Annotated in this window: 18 protein-coding genes and 1 other annotated feature; of the genes, 15 read left to right on the top strand and 3 right to left on the bottom strand. The window is 41.4% G+C overall.

The annotated features are described in order from the left end of the window. Nucleotides 1-11: 11 nt before the first annotated feature. The 6 genes from thrS to G6R08_RS02625 all read left to right on the top strand — a co-directional run bounded on the left by thrS (nucleotide 12) and on the right by G6R08_RS02625 (nucleotide 4,824). Nucleotides 12-1,958 (top strand): threonine--tRNA ligase, encoded by a 1,947-nt coding sequence (gene thrS, locus G6R08_RS02650; protein WP_163526555.1) that lies wholly within the window; start codon nucleotides 12-14, stop codon nucleotides 1,956-1,958. Between the two features lie 570 nt (nucleotides 1,959-2,528). After that, nucleotides 2,529-2,658 (top strand) — a sequence feature (ribosomal protein L20 leader region). Between the two features lie 79 nt (nucleotides 2,659-2,737). Beyond that, nucleotides 2,738-3,241, top strand: coding sequence for a translation initiation factor IF-3 (gene infC / locus G6R08_RS02645; RefSeq protein WP_163526554.1), 504 nt, complete (start codon nucleotides 2,738-2,740; stop codon nucleotides 3,239-3,241). Nucleotides 3,242-3,270: 29 nt separating this feature from the next. Then, nucleotides 3,271-3,468, top strand: coding sequence for a 50S ribosomal protein L35 (rpmI, locus tag G6R08_RS02640; protein ID WP_079530483.1), 198 nt, complete (start codon nucleotides 3,271-3,273; stop codon nucleotides 3,466-3,468). 35 nt (nucleotides 3,469-3,503) lie between these two features. Then, on the top strand, nucleotides 3,504-3,860 hold the full coding sequence (gene rplT, locus G6R08_RS02635; protein WP_079530482.1) for a 50S ribosomal protein L20: 357 nt from the start codon (nucleotides 3,504-3,506) through the stop codon (nucleotides 3,858-3,860). 74 nt (nucleotides 3,861-3,934) lie between these two features. After that, nucleotides 3,935-4,219 (top strand): DUF1294 domain-containing protein, encoded by a 285-nt coding sequence (locus G6R08_RS02630; RefSeq protein WP_240339637.1) that lies wholly within the window; start codon nucleotides 3,935-3,937, stop codon nucleotides 4,217-4,219. Nucleotides 4,220-4,254: 35 nt separating this feature from the next. Beyond that, a complete protein-coding gene (locus G6R08_RS02625) occupies nucleotides 4,255-4,824 on the top strand; it encodes a TVP38/TMEM64 family protein (protein ID WP_163526553.1) in 570 nt (189 codons plus the stop codon). Nucleotides 4,825-4,908: 84 nt separating this feature from the next. Here G6R08_RS02625 and G6R08_RS02620 read toward each other — a convergent pair whose 3' ends face one another. Next, the gene (locus G6R08_RS02620; protein WP_163526552.1) at nucleotides 4,909-5,310 is read right to left on the bottom strand and encodes a sigma-w pathway protein ysdB; all 402 of its coding nucleotides are present in this window, start codon (nucleotides 5,308-5,310) and stop codon (nucleotides 4,909-4,911) included. A gap of 108 nt (nucleotides 5,311-5,418) precedes the next feature. Between G6R08_RS02620 and G6R08_RS02615 the strand changes: the two genes are divergently transcribed. Together G6R08_RS02615 and G6R08_RS02610 are read left to right on the top strand one after the other, a co-directional pair. Further along, nucleotides 5,419-5,901, top strand: coding sequence for a dUTP diphosphatase (locus G6R08_RS02615; protein ID WP_163526551.1), 483 nt, complete (start codon nucleotides 5,419-5,421; stop codon nucleotides 5,899-5,901). 73 nt (nucleotides 5,902-5,974) lie between these two features. Beyond that, the gene (locus tag G6R08_RS02610) at nucleotides 5,975-7,060 is read left to right on the top strand and encodes a M42 family metallopeptidase (RefSeq protein WP_163526550.1); all 1,086 of its coding nucleotides are present in this window, start codon (nucleotides 5,975-5,977) and stop codon (nucleotides 7,058-7,060) included. A 32-nt stretch (nucleotides 7,061-7,092) separates the two neighbouring features. Here G6R08_RS02610 and sspI read toward each other — a convergent pair whose 3' ends face one another. Next, nucleotides 7,093-7,308, bottom strand: coding sequence for a small acid-soluble spore protein SspI (gene sspI / locus G6R08_RS02605; RefSeq protein ID WP_163526549.1), 216 nt, complete (start codon nucleotides 7,306-7,308; stop codon nucleotides 7,093-7,095). A gap of 101 nt (nucleotides 7,309-7,409) precedes the next feature. On the opposite strand from sspI, the gene G6R08_RS02600 reads away from it, so the two are divergent. The 3 genes from G6R08_RS02600 (at nucleotide 7,410) to pheT (ending at nucleotide 11,947) form a co-directional block, all read left to right on the top strand. Next, entirely contained in the window at nucleotides 7,410-8,144 is a 735-nt protein-coding gene (locus tag G6R08_RS02600; RefSeq protein ID WP_163526548.1) for a TrmH family RNA methyltransferase, read from the top strand. Nucleotides 8,145-8,472: 328 nt separating this feature from the next. Next, entirely contained in the window at nucleotides 8,473-9,507 is a 1,035-nt protein-coding gene (gene pheS, locus G6R08_RS02595; RefSeq protein WP_163526547.1) for a phenylalanine--tRNA ligase subunit alpha, read from the top strand. Between the two features lie 13 nt (nucleotides 9,508-9,520). Then, nucleotides 9,521-11,947 carry a phenylalanine--tRNA ligase subunit beta gene (gene pheT / locus G6R08_RS02590; RefSeq protein ID WP_163526546.1) on the top strand — a complete coding sequence of 809 codons (2,427 nt, stop codon included), beginning with the start codon at nucleotides 9,521-9,523 and terminating at the stop codon, nucleotides 11,945-11,947. A gap of 60 nt (nucleotides 11,948-12,007) precedes the next feature. Here the strand turns inward: pheT and rnhC are convergent, their stop codons facing one another. After that, nucleotides 12,008-12,934, bottom strand: a complete 927-nt coding sequence (rnhC, locus tag G6R08_RS02585) for a ribonuclease HIII (RefSeq protein ID WP_163526545.1) — start codon at nucleotides 12,932-12,934, stop codon at nucleotides 12,008-12,010. A gap of 146 nt (nucleotides 12,935-13,080) precedes the next feature. On the opposite strand from rnhC, the gene zapA reads away from it, so the two are divergent. The 4 genes from zapA (at nucleotide 13,081) to G6R08_RS02565 (ending at nucleotide 18,185) form a co-directional block, all read left to right on the top strand. Beyond that, nucleotides 13,081-13,365, top strand: coding sequence for a cell division protein ZapA (gene zapA, locus G6R08_RS02580; protein WP_420810365.1), 285 nt, complete (start codon nucleotides 13,081-13,083; stop codon nucleotides 13,363-13,365). 1 nt (nucleotide 13,366) lies between these two features. After that, nucleotides 13,367-13,918: a CvpA family protein gene (locus G6R08_RS02575; RefSeq protein ID WP_163526543.1), complete on the top strand. Its 552-nt coding sequence runs from the start codon at nucleotides 13,367-13,369 to the stop codon at nucleotides 13,916-13,918. Between the two features lie 178 nt (nucleotides 13,919-14,096). Continuing rightward, nucleotides 14,097-15,812: a DNA polymerase/3'-5' exonuclease PolX gene (polX, locus tag G6R08_RS02570; RefSeq protein ID WP_163526542.1), complete on the top strand. Its 1,716-nt coding sequence runs from the start codon at nucleotides 14,097-14,099 to the stop codon at nucleotides 15,810-15,812. Nucleotides 15,813-15,836: 24 nt separating this feature from the next. After that, entirely contained in the window at nucleotides 15,837-18,185 is a 2,349-nt protein-coding gene (locus tag G6R08_RS02565; RefSeq protein WP_163526541.1) for an endonuclease MutS2, read from the top strand. Nucleotides 18,186-18,196 lie beyond the last annotated feature (11 nt).

Genomic DNA, 18,196 nt, shown 5'->3' with positions numbered 1-18,196 from the left:
GGAGTGGCAACATGGCAGAAGTAATTTACATTACATTTCCAGACGGTAATAAAAAGGAATTTCCTGTAGGAACAACTGGAGAAGAGATCGCCCAGTCGATTTCGCCAGGGCTGAAAAAACAATCGTTAGCAATAAAATTAGATGGGCAAGATTACGATTTGAGACGTCCCATTGAACAGGACGGCGCAGTTGAGATTCTAACTTATAAAAATCCGGAGGGAATTGATATCCTGCGCCATTCTACAGCCCATTTAATGGCACAAGCTATTAAACGTCTGTATGGCGAGGTCAAGCTTGGCGTAGGTCCTGTGATTGAAAATGGATTTTACTACGATATCGATCTTGATGTCTCCTTAACACCTGAGGATTTGCCGAAAATTGAGAAAGAAATGCAGCGAATTGTTAATGAGAACCTGGAGATTGAGCGAATTGAACTGACCCGTGAAGAAGCGATAGAAAAATATAAAGAGCTTGGTGATGATTTAAAACTTGAGCTTATTCAGGATATTCCAGAAGGAGAAACTCTTACCATCTATAAGCAAGGGGAGTTTTTCGACCTTTGCCGTGGTGTTCATGTTCCTCAAACGAGTAAAATTAAAATATTTAAATTACTGAACATCTCTGGTGCCTATTGGCGTGGGGACAGCGATAACAAGATGCTACAGCGAATTTATGGAACAGCATTTGAGAAAAAAGCACAGCTTGAGGAATATCTACACCTTCTGGAGGAAGCAAAAGAACGAGATCATCGTAAATTAGGTAAGGAGCTAGGGCTGTTTACAGTTAATCAAAAGGTTGGTCAAGGTTTACCGCTCTGGTTACCGAAAGGGGCGACAATCCGTCGTAATATCGAGCGTTATATAGTTGATACGGAAGAACGTTTAGGTTATGACCATGTGTATACACCTGTACTGGGGAGTGTTGATCTTTATAAAACAAGTGGGCACTGGGATCACTATCAGGAGGATATGTTCCCGACATTAGAAATGGATAATGAAGATTTAGTTCTGCGCCCGATGAACTGCCCGCATCATATGATGGTGTATAAAAATGAATTTTATAGTTATCGTAATCTCCCTGTCCGTATTGCTGAACTGGGAACAATGCACCGGCATGAGATGTCGGGAGCTCTTGCTGGCTTACAGCGTGTCCGCGCTATGACCCTAAACGATGCTCATATCTTTGCACGGCCGGATCAGCTGAAGGATGAATTTAAACGTGTCGTTCGTCTCGTGCAAGAGGTTTATCGTGATTTCGGTATCGATGATTATCGTTTCCGGCTTTCTTATCGTGATCCTGAGGATAAAGAAAAGTATGTAGATAATGATGAAATGTGGAACAAAGCTCAGGCTATGTTAAAGGAAACAATGGAAGACATGGAGCTTGAATATGTGGAAGCCGAAGGGGAAGCAGCGTTTTATGGTCCAAAACTTGATGTTCAAGTAAAAACAGCACTTGGAAAAGAAGAAACGCTTTCCACTGTACAACTGGACTTCCATCTTCCTGAACGATTTGACCTGACGTATGTTGGCGAGGATGGAAAGGACCACCGCCCGGTTGTTATTCACCGCGGTGTTGTTTCTACGATGGAGCGATTCGTGGCGTTCTTAATCGAGGAGTATAAAGGAGCTTTCCCAACCTGGCTCGCCCCAGTTCAAGCCAAAATCATACCTGTTTCAGCTGAGGTTCACCTTGACTATGCGAAACAGCTTGAAGATGAACTGCGAGAAGCAGGTGTAAGAGTTGAAGTGGATGAGCGTAATGAAAAAATAGGATATAAGATTCGCGAAGCTCAAACTCAAAAAATTCCATTTCAGCTCGTTGTTGGGGATAAAGAGATTGAAGATCATGCCGTAAATGTCCGTCGCTACGGTGAACAAAAATCAGAAACGAAGACTGTGTCTACCTTTAAAGATGAAATTCGTAATGAAATTGATTTAAAGCTTTTAAATAAATAGTGGTGTGAAAAGTATTGCCAGTTGAGCTTTTTGGTGAAACTTTTACCCTTGTTCATCGTTAAATCTTATGAAGCTTTTCCGAAAGGCTCTTTCCGTAAAATTTGTTGCTTTAAGAACTATAAACTGCGTCTGAAGTACGGCCTCGGGAATACACTACGCTTTCCGCGTCATCACAGGAGATGAGGTAGCTCAATGTGGGGACTATGGGCACATGCCCTGTAGGACGCGGGGTAGTTCGGTGTTGGAACTGGACGTGCCGGTTTTCACCGAACTTCCTTGTTTATACAGCTTCCTCTCTTGCAAAGAACGCTCACCACGGGAAATCGTCGTTTTCGCTTTCCCGCAGGAGATTCGCTGGTATGTCGATTGATTGAAGCGTAGGGCAGTCGACTCCTGCGGGAAAAGCAACAGCTGAAGATCCCACAGGAAGCGGTTTTTGCTTCCGAGGAAGCTGAAGCGTTGCCCGCGGAAAGCGACTGCCCGAAGTGTAAATCAACCAAGCCGTGCAATAGCTGTTGACATATAGTAAACAGCGTGCTACTATTATTTAGGTAACTGAATGAACGGATCTGAGACAAGAAGAAGCACCCGCTTCTCACCTGATCGACGCAAACATATGCTGTTGGCAGGTTATTTATCCTTTGTATTCTATAAGGGAAACGTGTGGGTGCAGTCTGTGTGCCGACACTTTTTTTATGGATTCAAAACCACTTGTCGATGACGGATCTTATATAAGTTTCAAAATTATGTGGAGGTGGCTGACTATTAGCAAGGATAACATGAATGTTAATGAGAAAATTCGCGCACGTGAAGTAAGACTCATTGATGTAAACGGTGAGCAGCTCGGGGTTAAATCCCGTAATGAAGCACTTGACATTGCGGCAAAAGCGAACCTTGACCTTGTCATGGTGGCTCCGAATGCGAAGCCTCCGGTTTGCCGAATCATGGATTACGGTAAGTACCGTTATGAGCAGCAAAAGAAAGAAAAAGAAGCTCGTAAAAATCAAACGATTATCAAGCTTAAAGAAGTTCGTTTAAGCCCAGGGATTGAAGAGCATGACTTCAATACGAAGCTTCGTAATGCTCGTAAATTCTTAACAAAAGGCGATAAGGTGAAAGCATCTGTTCGTTTCCGCGGACGTGCGATTACCCACAAAGAACTTGGCCAGAAAGTTCTTGAACGTCTGGCTGAAGAATGCCAGGACGTTGCTACTATTGAGACCAAACCAAAAATGGAAGGTCGCAATATGTTTATGATGCTTGCTCCTCTTGCGGAGAAGTAAGCTGAATCAGTTAAAGGAGGAAATTGTCAATGCCTAAGATGAAAACCCATAAAGGTTCTCAGAAACGTTTCAAAAAAACTGGTAGTGGAAAGGTGAAACGCTCTCATGCGTTCACAAGCCACTTATTTGCCAATAAATCTACGAAGCAAAAACGCAAATTGCGTAAGGCAACATTGGTATCTGCCGGAGACTTCCGTCGTATCAAGCATATGCTTCCGAAAAAATAATTAAAGAATGCAGATTCATATAGGAGGGAATTCCAATGCCACGAGTTAAAGGTGGAACAGTGACACGTAAACGTCGTAATCGTGTCCTTAAACTAGCAAAAGGTTATTATGGTTCAAAGCACGCTCTATTCAAAACAGCAAAACAACAAGTAATGAAGTCAGGTCAGTATGCATACCGTGACCGTCGTCAGAAAAAACGCGACTTTCGCAAACTTTGGATTGCGCGTATTAATGCAGCAGCTCGTATGAATGACATTTCTTACAGCCGCTTGATGCATGGACTTAAACTTGCTGGTGTTGAAGTGAACCGCAAAATGCTTGCGGAACTTGCTGTCCAGGACGAAAAAGGATTCGCAAGTTTAGCTGAGCAAGCAAAATCAGCACTTAAATAAAAGTAGATCGTTAAATACAAGAAGCCATTTCCGTTCGCCTGGAAATGGTTTTTTTCGTGATGGACGGAGGATAAATGATGGTCATATTTTACTGGATTCTGTTTGTTTTTATTATTTCCAGCAGTGCGCTCTTTATTTTAATGGGGATTGACAAAAGCAAAGCTAAAAAAAGGCAGTGGCGAGTGCCTGAAAAGCGTTTGTGGATACTTGCTCTAGCGGGGGGAGCATGTGGCGGAGCAGCCGGCATAAAAGTATTCCGACACAAAACGAATTATTTCCGCTTTTGTATTGGGTGGCCCATAATAGCAGTGATCCAGTTGTTAGGTCTCTTCGCGTTGATGTGGTTCTATTTTCCATAATACTGTCATAATCTGTAGGCAGGGAGGCGAAGTGGATGGCCGAAACATCAATTGCCGTTCTGGCATGGGTAGAACATCAAGGAGCATGGGCACCACTATTATTTATTGCGATCCATTTGTTACGACCTTTACTATTTTTGCCAGTCATGCTCGTTTGTATCACGGGTGGTATGCTATTCGGTCCAGTTGCTGGAACTGCCTATTCAGTAATTGGAACCTTGCTTTCCAGTGTCTTATTTTATCGTATGATTCGACTCGTTCCCTTTGGACTAAAGAAGATGCAGGCCATGTATCAGAAGTGGAATAAACGAAAAGCTCACTTAACGGTCAGGCAGGTAGCCATTCTCCGTTTAATTCCATTCATTCATTTTCATTTATTATCTTATTGTTTAATTGAAATGAGTAAAGATTTTAAGGATTATACTAAATCTTCGCTGCTGGCCAATTTTCCGTTGGCGGTTGTATACACTTCAGTAGGACAATGGATTACCCTCTTATCCATCCCTATGCTGTTTTTATTCTCTGGATTTCTGGCCCTTGCATGTTATTTATTAAGGAAGAAATATGAAGTGTTGATTTGGCAGGATTTCTTTCAAACCAGTTAAAAAAAAGGTCAGTACCCACTGTTCCGGGCACTGACCTTTTTTTTATAAAATGATCATTCTAACGGAACATAAGCTGTTCATGCGTTATTGGTCCTCATGAATAGGGCGTATATTTAATCGGTTGATTGGATATTTCCATTCAATTCTTGCATAGGGATACCTCATTAAAACTTGCTCTTCAAGGAAGTATAAATCATTCCTCTCTAACCCTTTCAGCTTTTCCGGATGCTGGGTAAAAATATTAATCGTAACAACTTCAAAGGCTTCCTCGGTAGTTCCGAGATACTTTTCTCCTTCAAACAGCAACCCTTTATAGGTGATTAAGAAATTCTGCTTTGTATTTTCAGCGGTGTCGTGAAAGTAAAACTCATTTTTTTGTTGAGCATGATCGAGCTTTCTTCTTGGGTTTATCATGAATTTGTAGACTGTGTAAATAATAAACAATATGGCTATAATTAATAGGATTCGAAAGAGTATAATTATCATAGTTACCTTCTCCCTGAGATTGATTATTAGCACATGTACGTGTTACGGTCCCGTTTTGTTTCAAAAAGTGATACATTTATGGTGAAGAATTTTTTTAGGGGGATCAATATGAATTGGGAATCTTTTTATCACATGCAGCAAAAACTAGATGATTACATTACGCATACACATGATTTGCAAGAGATTAATGTTGTAGATCATAAAATACTTGCACTGTTAGTTGAAATCGGTGAGCTAGCGAACGAAACCCGTTGTTTTAAATTTTGGAGTAATAAGCCAGCGAGTCCAAAAGAAGTTGTGCTGGAAGAGTACGTGGATGGGCTGCATTTCATCCTTTCGCTGGGATTAGACCTCGGTTACCGTTATCAGGGCTCTGCACTTAATGAAAAGATGAATCAAACAGAAGCTTTTCTTTCTATTTTCACTGCTATCGAGAATTTCAAACTGCAAAAAGATAAGACAAGCTATCTTGAGTTGTTTGCTGCCTTTTTATCACTAGGAAAAACGCTTGGCTTCCAAGCCGAAGAATTACAAAAGGCGTATATCGAAAAAAATGAAGTGAACTTTGAGCGTCAGGATCAAGGATATTAGACGTAATTTTTTGTGAATTCATAATAAAAACTATATAATAGGGAATAGTGAGACAAAAGGAGGAATTATACATATGGCTAAAAAAGATGAAACACTAACAATGCTTAAAGATTTAACGGATGCGAATGGAATTCCAGGGCACGAACGTGAAGCACGGGATGTTATGACTAAGTACATCACTCCTTATGCGGATGAGGTGTATACAGACAATCTTGGCAGCTTGGTAGCTAAGAAGGTTGGAAATAAAAAGGGCCCTAAAGTCATGGTCGCAGGTCATTTGGATGAAGTAGGCTTCATGGTGACCCGTATCGATGACAAAGGCTACATTTACTTTCAGCCCGTCGGTGGATGGTGGAGCCAGGTGATGCTTGCCCAACGCGTAACCATCATGACGCGTGAAGGGAATCTGACGGGAATTATCGGTTCAAAGCCACCACATATTCTACCTGCTGATCAGCGTAAGAAAGCTGTCGAAATTAAAGACATGTTTATTGATATCGGGGCTTCCAGTAAAGAAGAAGCAAAAGAATTTGGTGTTGTACCGGGAGATTCTATCGTTCCATATTTTGAATTCACACAAATGAAAAATGAGAAAATGCTGCTTGCCAAAGCGTGGGATAACCGAATCGGCTGTGCCATTGCGATCGAAGTACTCAAACGTCTAAAGTCTGAGAAACATCCAAACATTGTATATGGTGTTGGGACGGTACAAGAAGAAGTTGGTCTAAGAGGTGCTCGTACGTCCGCTCATTTAATTAATCCGGATATCGCTTTTGGCGTTGATGTAGGTATTGCAGGAGATACTCCGGGTGTTTCTGAGCGGGATGCTCAAAGTAAAATGGGAGATGGCCCGCAAATTATTCTCTATGATGCCTCTATGGTATCTCATAAAGGACTAAGAGACTTTGTAGTCGATACAGCCGATGAAAATGCTATTCCGTATCAATTTGACTCCATGGCTGGAGGCGGCACAGATTCAGGAGCTATTCATTTAACTCATGATGGGGTACCAGCTCTATCCATAACCATTGCCACACGTTATATACATTCTCATGCGGCTATGCTTCATCGGGATGATTTCGAGAATGCGGTTCATTTAATTGTAGAAGTTATTAAACGACTAGACGATAAAAAAGTAAAAGAAATTACGTTTGATTAAAACAAAAAAAGCCATCCCCAAAGGGGTGGCTTTTATGCTTGCTTTTGCAGACTTTGTTCTAGGGTTTCAAGCATTTCTTGTTTATCACCTTCGTTAGCTTCTTTCCAGATCATTTCGAATAGAACGCCAAGGCCTGGGAGCATCTTTTCTTCGCCATTTTGGACAGCATCGACAATAGTAGCTTCAAGCTGGTCTGTATTGTGTCCTGAAACGTTAGACAAGATTGCTTTTCTTAAGTTTAAGTCCATTTTTGTCTACCTCCACTTTTGAGTTATGTTTAGTTTGACCAAATGAGAATAAGCTATGTATGATTAAGGAAAACTTCATTTTAAACGAGGGAAACCATAATATGTTAACATCTGTCAGTAATTCGAAAGTGAAAGAGTGGAAAAAGTTACATAAGCGCAAGTTTAGAGAGAGAACTGGAACATTTTTAGTCGAAGGCCGCCATTTGGTAGAGGAAGCACAAAAAAGTGACTGGAAAGTAGTGGAACTGATTAGAAGAGAAGGGGAATCTTTTGTTCTGGACACAGAAATGCCAGTTACAGATGTAAGCGAGCAAGTTTTCCAGGCTATTTCGCAAACTCAAACCCCTCAAGGCATTGCAGCGGTGGTTGAGCGAAAAGTTGAATCCTTCAAGCCTCAAGCATTAACCTTGATAATTGATGCTGTGCAAGACCCGGGGAACCTCGGGACGTTAATTCGCACGGCTGATGCTGCTGGTTTTAATCATGTAGTGATTGGAGAAGGTTGCGTGGATCCTTTTAATGAAAAGACAATCCGCTCAACGCAAGGATCATTGTTTCATATCCCGATTTATCAAGGGGAATTACAAGAAGTTATACGAAATCTGAAAGCTGCCGGTGTTACGGTTTGGGCTTCAGCTCTTCAGGATGCTAAACCGTATAAAAAGGTACTGCAGCCCGAGAAAGCTGCTCTAATTGTCGGTAATGAAGGACAGGGTATTCAAGATGAATTGTTATCTTGTGCTAGTGAGAAAGTCTATATCCCGATTTATGGCAGGGCAGAGTCATTAAATGTGGCAATCGCTGCTGGTATTTTAATGTATCATTTAAAAGAATAGGCTTGCATAACTCATCGTCTTTATCTATAATTAATGAACAGTTATATAGTAAATAGCAAAGAAGGAGCTAAGTAAATAAGGGCAGCATCGATTGAGGGAAGGAATGCCTTAGACTGAAAGCATTTCTATCGTGGCCATTATTGAAATTTCAACTCTGGAGCTGGCATCTGTGACAGGTGTACCGGATTCATATCCGTTATCTAAGATCTTGAGTGGGCACAATGATGTGTCAACAAGGGTGGTACCGCGAAACGATTGAATAAGTCTCGTCCCTTTTTTATGAGGGGATGAGGCTTTTTTTATTTTGATATTGAAGGAGGAGCAATCCATGAAGGAACGTTTACAGGAATTGAAGCAAGAAGCATTGAGTAAAGTCCAACATTCTGAAGAAGTGCAAGCCCTTAAAGACATTCGTGTAGAGTACTTAGGCAAGAAAGGCCCAATTACAGAAGTATTACGAGGGATGGGGAAGCTCTCTAAAGAGGAACGCCCGGTTATCGGTCAACTTGCAAATGATGTCCGAGAAGAGATAGCCCATGCAATCGAATCTAAGCAAACCCGCCTTGAAGACGAGGCTCTTGAGAAGCAACTAGAGACGGAAAGTATTGATGTAACATTGCCGGGACGTCCTATCCAAGTTGGTGGCCCTCATTTGTTAACTTCTATTGTAGAGGAAATTGAAGATTTGTTTATCGGAATGGGATTTGAAATAAAAGAGGGGCCTGAAGTGGAAACAGATTATTACAATTTTGAAGCACTGAATCTGCCTAAAGGTCACCCGGCTCGCGATATGCAAGATTCGTTTTACATTACTGAGGAGCTTTTACTTAGAACCCACACGTCCCCCGTACAGGCGAGAACAATGGGAAAGAAGAATGGATCAGAGCCAGTACGTATGATTTGCCCGGGAAAAGTGTATCGCCGTGATACAGATGACGCGACCCACTCCCATCAGTTTACTCAAATAGAAGGCTTGCTCGTTGATAAACATGTACGAATGAGCGATTTAAAAGGAGTGCTGGATGCATTTGCTAAGCAAATGTTTGGATCTGAGCGGGAAATCAGGCTTCGTCCAAGTTTCTTCCCGTTTACTGAACCTTCAGTGGAGATGGATATCTCTTGTAAAATGTGCGGAGGAAGCGGCTGTTCTGTTTGTAAAGGCACAGGATGGATTGAAATTCTCGGGGCTGGCATGGTGCACCCTAATGTACTTGAAATGGCTGGATACGATCCAGATGAATATTCTGGATTTGCCTTTGGAATGGGGCCGGAGCGAATTGCAATGCTGAAGTATGGCGTGGATGATATTCGTCATTTCTACACAAACGATCAACGATTTTTAAAACAATACCATAAAGCGTAAGGAGGTTAAGGAAATGTTAGTATCCTTAAATTGGCTAAATGAATATATTGATGTTCGCGATTATCAGCCGGAAGACCTTGCTGAAATTATAACGAAAACAGGCATAGAAGTAGAGAGTGTAGAACCTGTTGCGGAAGAAGTTACAGGGGTTGTTGTCGGCTACGTTAATTCATGTGAGCAACATCCAAATGCAGATAAATTGTCGTTGTGTCAAATTAATGTAGGAACAGAAACATTACAAATTGTATGCGGCGCTCCTAATATAGCACAAGGTCAGTATGTTCCTGTTGCAGTTCCAGGTGCTGTGCTGCCAGGTAATTTTAAGATAAAGAAAACAAAACTTCGCGGCGAAGAATCAAACGGAATGGTTTGTTCCTTACAAGAATTAGGTGTAGATGAAAAAGATGTCCCGAAAGAATACCAGGATGGAATTTTTGTTTTCCCTGAGGAGGTGCAAGCAGGTGAAAATGCTGTTTCATTACTGAATCTGAATGATATAATCATCGAGCTTGGTTTAACGCCAAACCGGGCAGACTGCCTAAGTATGGCTGGAGTAGCTTATGAAGTGGCAGCTGCTCTGGGGCGTGAGTATGAATTGGCTGAAGAAGAAGTCCATCCTGTTCCAGAGAAAGCATCAGAGTATCTTTCTGTGACAGTTCAAGATCAAGAGGCTAATCCTTATTATGGTGCTTTCATAATCAAAGATGTGAATGTAGGGAAGTCCCCTTTATGGATGCAAAATAGATTAACAGCCGCTGGCATCCGCCCGATCAATAACGTAGTGGACATCACAAATTATGTGCTGCTTGAATATGGCCAGCCGCTTCACGCCTTTGACTACGATCGTTTCGGGTCCAAAGAAATCGTGACTCGTAAAGCAGAAGATGGTGAAACAATTGTGACGTTAGATGATCAGGAAAGGACATTAACAACCGATCATTTAGTCATTACGAACGGGACGAAACCACAGGCAATTGCAGGAGTAATGGGGGGCGCTGAATCAGAAGTTACCGAGAGCACAACAACGATTATGCTGGAGGCCGCTTATTTTGATCCTGCTGTAGTAAGGAAATCTTCTAAGGATCATGGGCTGCGAAGTGAATCAAGCACCCGTTTTGAAAAAGGCGTGGATCCAAATCGGGTGGAACGAGCCGGCAAACGAGCCTGTGAACTTTTAGAAAAATATGCAGGAGCCACTGTTCTTTCAGGAGTAGTTAGCTTTGATCAACTAGATCGGACTGAGCAGGAAATTTCCGTGCATTCACAGCGCATAAATGAGCGGTTAGGGACAGATATCTCTAATCAAGAGATTGCCGATATTCTCAAGCGTCTTCAATTTACATTTACTAACTCCGGGGATGATTTTGATATTTCTGTACCGACGAGACGAGGAGACGTGACCCAGTTTGAAGATATGCTTGAAGAAATAGCACGTATCTACGGATATGATCAACTGCCGTACACTCTCCCGCAAGGTGCTTCACAAGCTGGCGGGCTATCGCAGGTTCAGAAGTTAAAGCGTGACATCAAGACTTACTTTGAAGGAGCAGGTTTAGATGAGGCTATTACGTATTCGCTTACTAGTGAAACAAGAGCCGCTATGCTTGTAAGCGAGGAAATTGCTAATCAGGCCAATCATCCTGTCAAATTGGCTATGCCCATGAGTGAAGATCATAGTCATCTTCGATTAAGCTTACTCCCTGAGATGCTTCAATCTCTAGCTTATAATACTGCACGTAAACAAAATAACCTGGGCTATTATGAGATTGGGAAAGTTTTTATTAATAATGAAGAACGCGTTACAAAACAGCCTGTTGAAACACTGCGAGCATCAGGAGCATTAACAGGTGAATGGGTAAGTCATTTATGGCAGCAAGAGAGAAAGCCTGTTGACTTTTTCGTCGTTAAAGGGATTGTAGAGGGGCTGGCTGCTAAGCTGGATCTGGCTGTTTCATTTGAAAAAGGAAAGATTGAGCATATGCATCCTGGCAGAACAGCTCTTATTAAGTCAGGGGAGAGAACGCTTGGATTCCTAGGGCAAGTTCATCCGAAACTCCAGAAAGAAATGGGGTTAAAAGAAACGTATGTGTTTGATCTGAATGTTGAGGAGCTCCTCAACATGTACACGAAAGTAGAAGGTTTCCGACCGATACCTAAATACCCAGAAGTGAGTCGTGACATCGCTTTAGTTGTGGACGAATCCATTCCTGCAGTTGAAATTGAAAAGACGATTGTCGAAGCAGGAGATCCACTCATTCAAGTGGTGCAGGTCTTTGACGTTTATCAAGGCGACCACCTTGACGAAGGGAAGAAATCACTGGCCTTCAATTTAGTGTATTTAAATCCTGAACGAACATTAAAGGATAAAGAAGTGGAAGAAGCTCATAACCAAATTCTTGATGCTGTTAAGCAAACTCATCGTGCTGAACTGCGTGGTTAGTTCGTAGGGAGTAGAGCGTAACAAAAGCGTGCCATTTTTATGGCACGCTTTTGTTTGTACTTACGTTAATTTTCGAGCTTTCTGTAAAGTAGCAAAATGTATCTTGGCAATTTCGCGCAGTTTATCTTCTCCGTAAATGGTTATAATCTTTGCTGCAGCTTTGTCGACGGCCCCTGATGCCCCTTTGGGAACAGGAAGCCCCGTGTCCATCTCAATTTGATTCATCGCTTTTACAAAGCTCGATCTGGCAATGATTGAAGCCACAGCAACAGATGTGGAATAGCTTTCTGCTTTGGTCATAAAGAATATGTCCCTCTGGAGTTGTTTGCATTCAGATTTTAAGTGTTTTGCATAAACGTCTGGCTGAGAGAATTGGTCAACAAGAATAGCCGGCTGCTCGGGCGCTATTTTTGCTAGTAAGGTTTCTAATGCTTTATGGTGAAGCATTGTCTTCATTTTACCTTGTGTCCAGCCCTTTTCCTGCCATTGATTATATTTCATATTATCTAAGCGCAAGAGGCTGTAGGGAATATTCATTTCTACAATTTGTTTAGCGATGTGCGTGATTTGTTTGTCACTGAGATGTTTTGAGTCTTTTACACCAATTGCTTTCAACTGGCCAATTTGATGATCTTTTACATATGCTGCTGCAACGGTTATCGGACCGAAAAAGTCTCCCGTTCCGGCTTCATCTGATCCAATATGAGACTGTGCAAACAACGCTTTATCAGGATGAAATCGATGAGTGGGTTTTGGTACTGACTTTTTAGAGGAGTTTTGAACGGTAGAATTCCCCCATTTGTGTGATTCCTGTTCCGGAGCTTTCCCCTGGAAGAGCACTTTTCCAGAATTGTAAGCTGTGATTGTACAATTTGGTGTTTTCGCTGCAAAGGCAGCATTTTGTGGTGTGGCTTTTAGACTTTGTTTATAATAACTTTGCATTTCCTGAAGTTTTTCTTTGGGTAAGGTTAAAACAACTTGTGACATAGTTAAGTCCCTTCTATTTAAAAAAAGTATAAAATCAGTATAGCAAATTAGAAACATGAACAGAACAGAGGTAATAATACTTTTTGGTTTCCCAAATGTTCAGCTTCATGTTACTATTATGCTTAGGACTTGAGAATCAAGGGGGTATGGATGTGTCCCAATCAGATAAAAATAGAAGAAGAATCACCGTTGAGATTAACAATCGCTCGTACACTATTGTTGGACATGAAGAGCCGCACCATATCCGCATGGTATCTAGTCTTGTTGATCAGAAAATGCGTGAAATACATGAAGCTAATGCAAGTTTAGATACATCTAAACTTGCAGTCCTGACAGCGGTTAATACAATGAATGAATATATTAAACTTAAAGAAGAGTGTACGGAATTAATGAATTATATTGACAAGATAGAGAAAGAGGACGACGACTAACATGATTGATATATTGCTTTTGATTATTCTATTCTTTGGCGTTATGGTAGGCATTCGAAGGGGTTTTATCCTTCAGTTATTTCATTTGATAGGATTTATTGCCGCTTTTATCGTCGCTGTAATGTATTACGACAATCTAGCACCTAAACTTATTTTGTGGGTTCCCTACCCTGAACTCCCAGAGGGAGCCACCTGGGCAGTATTTACGGAAAACCTGCCTTTAGAACAAGCATTTTATAATGCTGCAGCCTTCGCTATTTTATTTTTTGGGGTTAAAATTATTTTGCAGATTCTTGCATCTATGCTGGACTTTGTTGCAGAACTACCTGTACTCAGTTCAATAAATAGCCTGTTAGGCGGCATTTTAGGGTTTGTAGAAAGATACTTTCTCTTGTTTATTCTATTATACATAGCGGCATTAGTACCTTTAAGTGTTGTCCAGAACGCTTTGGACGGTTCGTTTTTAGCCCAGTTTATTATTGAGAGTACTCCCATCCTATCCAGTCAAATCAAAACTATGTGGGTGGACCATATGATAAGCTTGCTGCAGTAGTACGAATTGTTACTCCATGGTGTACATGTGAGCGATTCGAAGTTGAAGAGAACGTCAGTTAAGTTTGATGTGACTGCTCACCTATTATTTGCTAGTAATGGAAAGGTCGCTGTGAAAATTTCATAGCGGCCTTTTCTTTTTATCCTCAACTGTTTAAATGTGAAAGGTGGACAAGGTAATGACAATTGATAAAAAGAAAGTGATTCAATTACTTGAAACCGTTGCAGTTTATCTTGAATTGAAAGGTGAAAATTCGTTTAAAGTATCAGCTTACCGTAAAGCTGCCCAGGCATTAGAAAGAAACGACCATTCGTTGAATGAAATCAACGACTTTACTAAGATCAAAGGCATCGGTAAAGGCACTGCATCGGTCATTCAAGAGTACGTTGATGAAGGTGAATCTGAAACGTTAAAACAATTGCAGGGAGAAGTACCGGCGGGTTTAGTCCCCCTGCTTGATATCCAGGGCTTAGGTGGAAAGAAACTTGCCAAGCTTTATCAACAATTAGGAGTAACTGATGCTGAATCATTGAAGGAAGCCCTTGAGGAAGGAAAGGTAGAACAGCTTGAAGGCTTTGGAAAGAAATCTGCAGAGAAAATATTGAAAACGCTGGAGGAGTACGGCACAAGGCCTGAAAGACTTCCAATTGCTTTTATGCTGCCTATTGCAGAAAAAATTGAAGCCTTTTTGAATCAATCTGAAACGATAAAAAAATTTTCCGTAGCGGGAAGCTTAAGGAGAAAGCGAGAAACGATTAAAGATCTCGATTTTATTATTGCTTCAAAATATCCTGAACAAACGAAAGAAGAATTACTTGCTTACCCGGAATTAAAAGAAATTATTTCCTCCGGTGATACAAAAGTTTCAATTATTGTCGATGAAGGATATGATATAGGCGTGGATTTTCGCATTGTCGAACCTAAAGAGTTTGCTTCTACCTTGCACCATTTTACCGGATCAAAGGAACATAATGTAGCCATGAGACAACTGGCCAAGCAAAAGCAAGAAAAAATAAGTGAGTATGGAGTAGAAAACGCGGAGACAGGTGAAGTGCTGACCTTTAAAACAGAAGAACAGTTTTTTCAACATTTTGGACTCCACTACATCCCTCCTGAAGTACGTGAAAATAAGGGAGAAGTTGAAGCATTCCAAGAGTCTGTCTCCTTTGTTGCACCAAATGATATTCGCGGCGACCTTCATATGCACTCAACTTGGAGTGATGGTGCTCAATCAATAAGAGAAATGGCAGAACGAAGCAAAAATATGGGGTATGAATACATCGCTATAACAGATCATTCCAAGTATTTAAGGATTGCTAACGGGTTAAATGAAGAGCGTTTGCGAATGCAAAAGCAGGAGATTGATAAAATTAATAATCAAATGGAAGGCTTCCATATATTTGCCGGAGTTGAAATGGATATCCTTCCAGATGGCTCGTTAGACTTCGAAGACAGTTTTCTAAAGGACATGGACTTTGTTATTGCTTCTATCCATTCCAGTTTTAATCAATCTGAAGACCAGATTATGCATCGGCTTAACACAGCGCTTCAGAATCCGCATGTAGATATGATCGCTCACCCAACTGGACGATTAATTGGCCGCAGATCTGGTTATCAAGTACAATTAAAAAATCTAATTGAAGGGGCCCGACAGACGGGTACTATTTTGGAACTAAATGCGAATCCTAATCGCCTGGACTTAAGCTGGGAATGGTTAATAAAAGCGCAGGATGCTGGTGTAACGATTGCTATTAATACGGATGCCCATAGCTATCCAATGCTTGACCATATGGAAATTGGGGTAGGCTCCGCTAGAAAAGGATGGCTGCGTAAGGAATCCGTTCTAAATACAATGACGACACAGCAGTTGATGAAACGACTTGGCAGGGATTAGTATGAATAAAGGAGAATTATGAACATGAACAAACGAATCCTTCATGTTTTAGAATATAAAAAAATTATTGAACAATTAGCAGAGCAAGCAGCTTCCTCGCTCGGTAAGGAACGTTCACTTGCATTGAAACCTTCAACTGAACTTACGGAAGTCACACAGTGGCAAAAAGAGACAGATGAGGCCGCACAGGTGATCCGTCTAAAAGGATACATTCCGTTGGGCGGAATTTTCGATATTAAACCGAGCATTAAGCGCACAACTATTGGAGGCGTGCTTAGTGCCATCGAATGTCTTGATATTGCCAGCACCATATATGGGGGGAAGCAGCTAAAACGATTTGTTGAAGAGCTGGAAGAACCTGATATGCCGATACTGAGGGGCCTTGTCGAAGGAATCGTCCCCCTCACAGAACTAGAAAGAAAAATTAGAACCTGTATTGATGAGCACGGGGGAGTGATGGACGGTGCTTCCGATAAATTGAGAACGATCCGTTCGAAAATTAGAACCTCGGAAAGTCGTGTCCGTGATAAGATGGAGACTTTCACCAGGTCGAAATCGAATATGTTATCAGATGCCATCGTAACAATTAGAAATGAACGCTATGTACTACCTGTAAAACAAGAATATCGAGGTTCCATAGGCGGGATTGTTCACGATCAATCTGCTTCTGGAGCAACTTTATTCATCGAACCACAAGTAGTAGTTGATTTAAATAATCAGTTACAAGAATCAAAAGTACAAGAGCGCCAGGAAGTGGAGCGTATATTAACAGATTTGTCTACTGCTATCTCTGAAGAGCAATCCTTCCTCTATTCTAATGTTGAGATACTTGCCTATGTTGACTTTATGTTTGCCCGGGCAAAACTAGGCAATGAAATGAAAGCCGCTATGCCAACTATGAACGATGAAGGCCGCATTCGTCTTAAACAAGCAAGACATCCCCTCATAGATCCAGAAGAAGTTGTCCCTAATGATATTGAATTAGGGGTTGATTTCACTTCAATTGTCATTACAGGGCCAAACACTGGTGGTAAAACAGTTACCTTGAAGCTGCTAGGCTTATTTACACTAATGGCCCAATCTGGTCTCCAGGTACCTGCAATGGATGGGTGTGAATTGGCTGTGTTTGAACAGGTTTATGCAGATATTGGGGATGAGCAGTCAATTGAACAAAGTTTATCAACCTTTTCCTCTCATATGACTAATATTGTGGAAATATTGAAGCATGTCAATGAACGCACTTTAGTTTTATTCGATGAACTAGGAGCAGGGACAGACCCCCAAGAAGGTGCTGCCTTAGCCATGTCCATTTTGGACGAGGTTGTTGGTCGCAGGGCTCGGGTAGTTGCAACGACTCATTACCCAGAACTGAAAGCGTATGGCTATAACAGGGAGGGAGTTACTAACGCTTCCGTAGAGTTTGATATCCAGACATTGAAGCCGACTTATCGTCTCCTTATCGGAGTTCCGGGACGCAGTAACGCGTTTGAGATCTCGAGAAGACTTGGCTTAGATGAAACGATTATAGAAACCGCTAAGCAGCAGGTCGGAATTGATTCACAAAGCGTGGAGAATATGATTGCCTCACTGGAAGAATCAACGCGAAATGCTGAACGAGACTATGATGAAGCGGAAGAAACGTTAACAAAAGCAGAAGAATTATATCGTGATTTGCAAACGCAGTGGAAACAATTTGAGGAGAAACGAGAACGGTTATATACTAAAGCTGAAACAAAAGCTGAGAAAGCAGTCGAAAAAGCCAGGCAAGAAGTTGAAGAGATTGTTCATCAGCTTCGACAAATGAAGAACCAAGCAGAGATTAAAGACCACGAATTGATTGAAGCCAGAAAAGCGTTGGATGAAACTACACCGAATTTGGCAAATAAGAAAAACATCAGTAAGAAACCAGTATCTAAACAGGAAGATAAAGAGTTAAAGGCTGGGGACGAAGTGAAATTACTTACGTTAAATCAGCAAGGAGTTATACTGGAGCAAACGAACAGCAATGAATACCAGGTCCAGGTGGGCATGATGAAGGTAAAGGCAAAACGGAACGATTTAGAATTTGTAAAAGCTCAACAACCATATAAGGAAAAACCGATGGCTACTGTGAAAGGGAAAGGCTACCATGTTAAAACAGAACTTGATCTAAGAGGCGAACGTTACGAAGAGGCTTTAAATCAGTTGGAAAAATATATTGATGACGCATTATTAGCGAATTATCCGCGTGTTTCCATCATCCATGGGAAAGGAACAGGCGCATTGAGAACAGCTGTCCAAAATTATGCGAAAAACCATCGCCAGATTGACTCGTACCGAGCTGGTGGGATGAATGAAGGCGGCAGCGGGGTCACAGTGCTTGAATTAAAGTAAATTCGTAAAAG

Source organism: Halobacillus ihumii (assembly GCF_902726645.1).
Classification (GTDB): domain Bacteria; phylum Bacillota; class Bacilli; order Bacillales; family Halobacillaceae; genus Halobacillus_A; species Halobacillus_A ihumii.
Note: the sequence above shows the minus strand (reverse complement) of the source record. Positions and strands in the feature narration are given on the sequence as shown.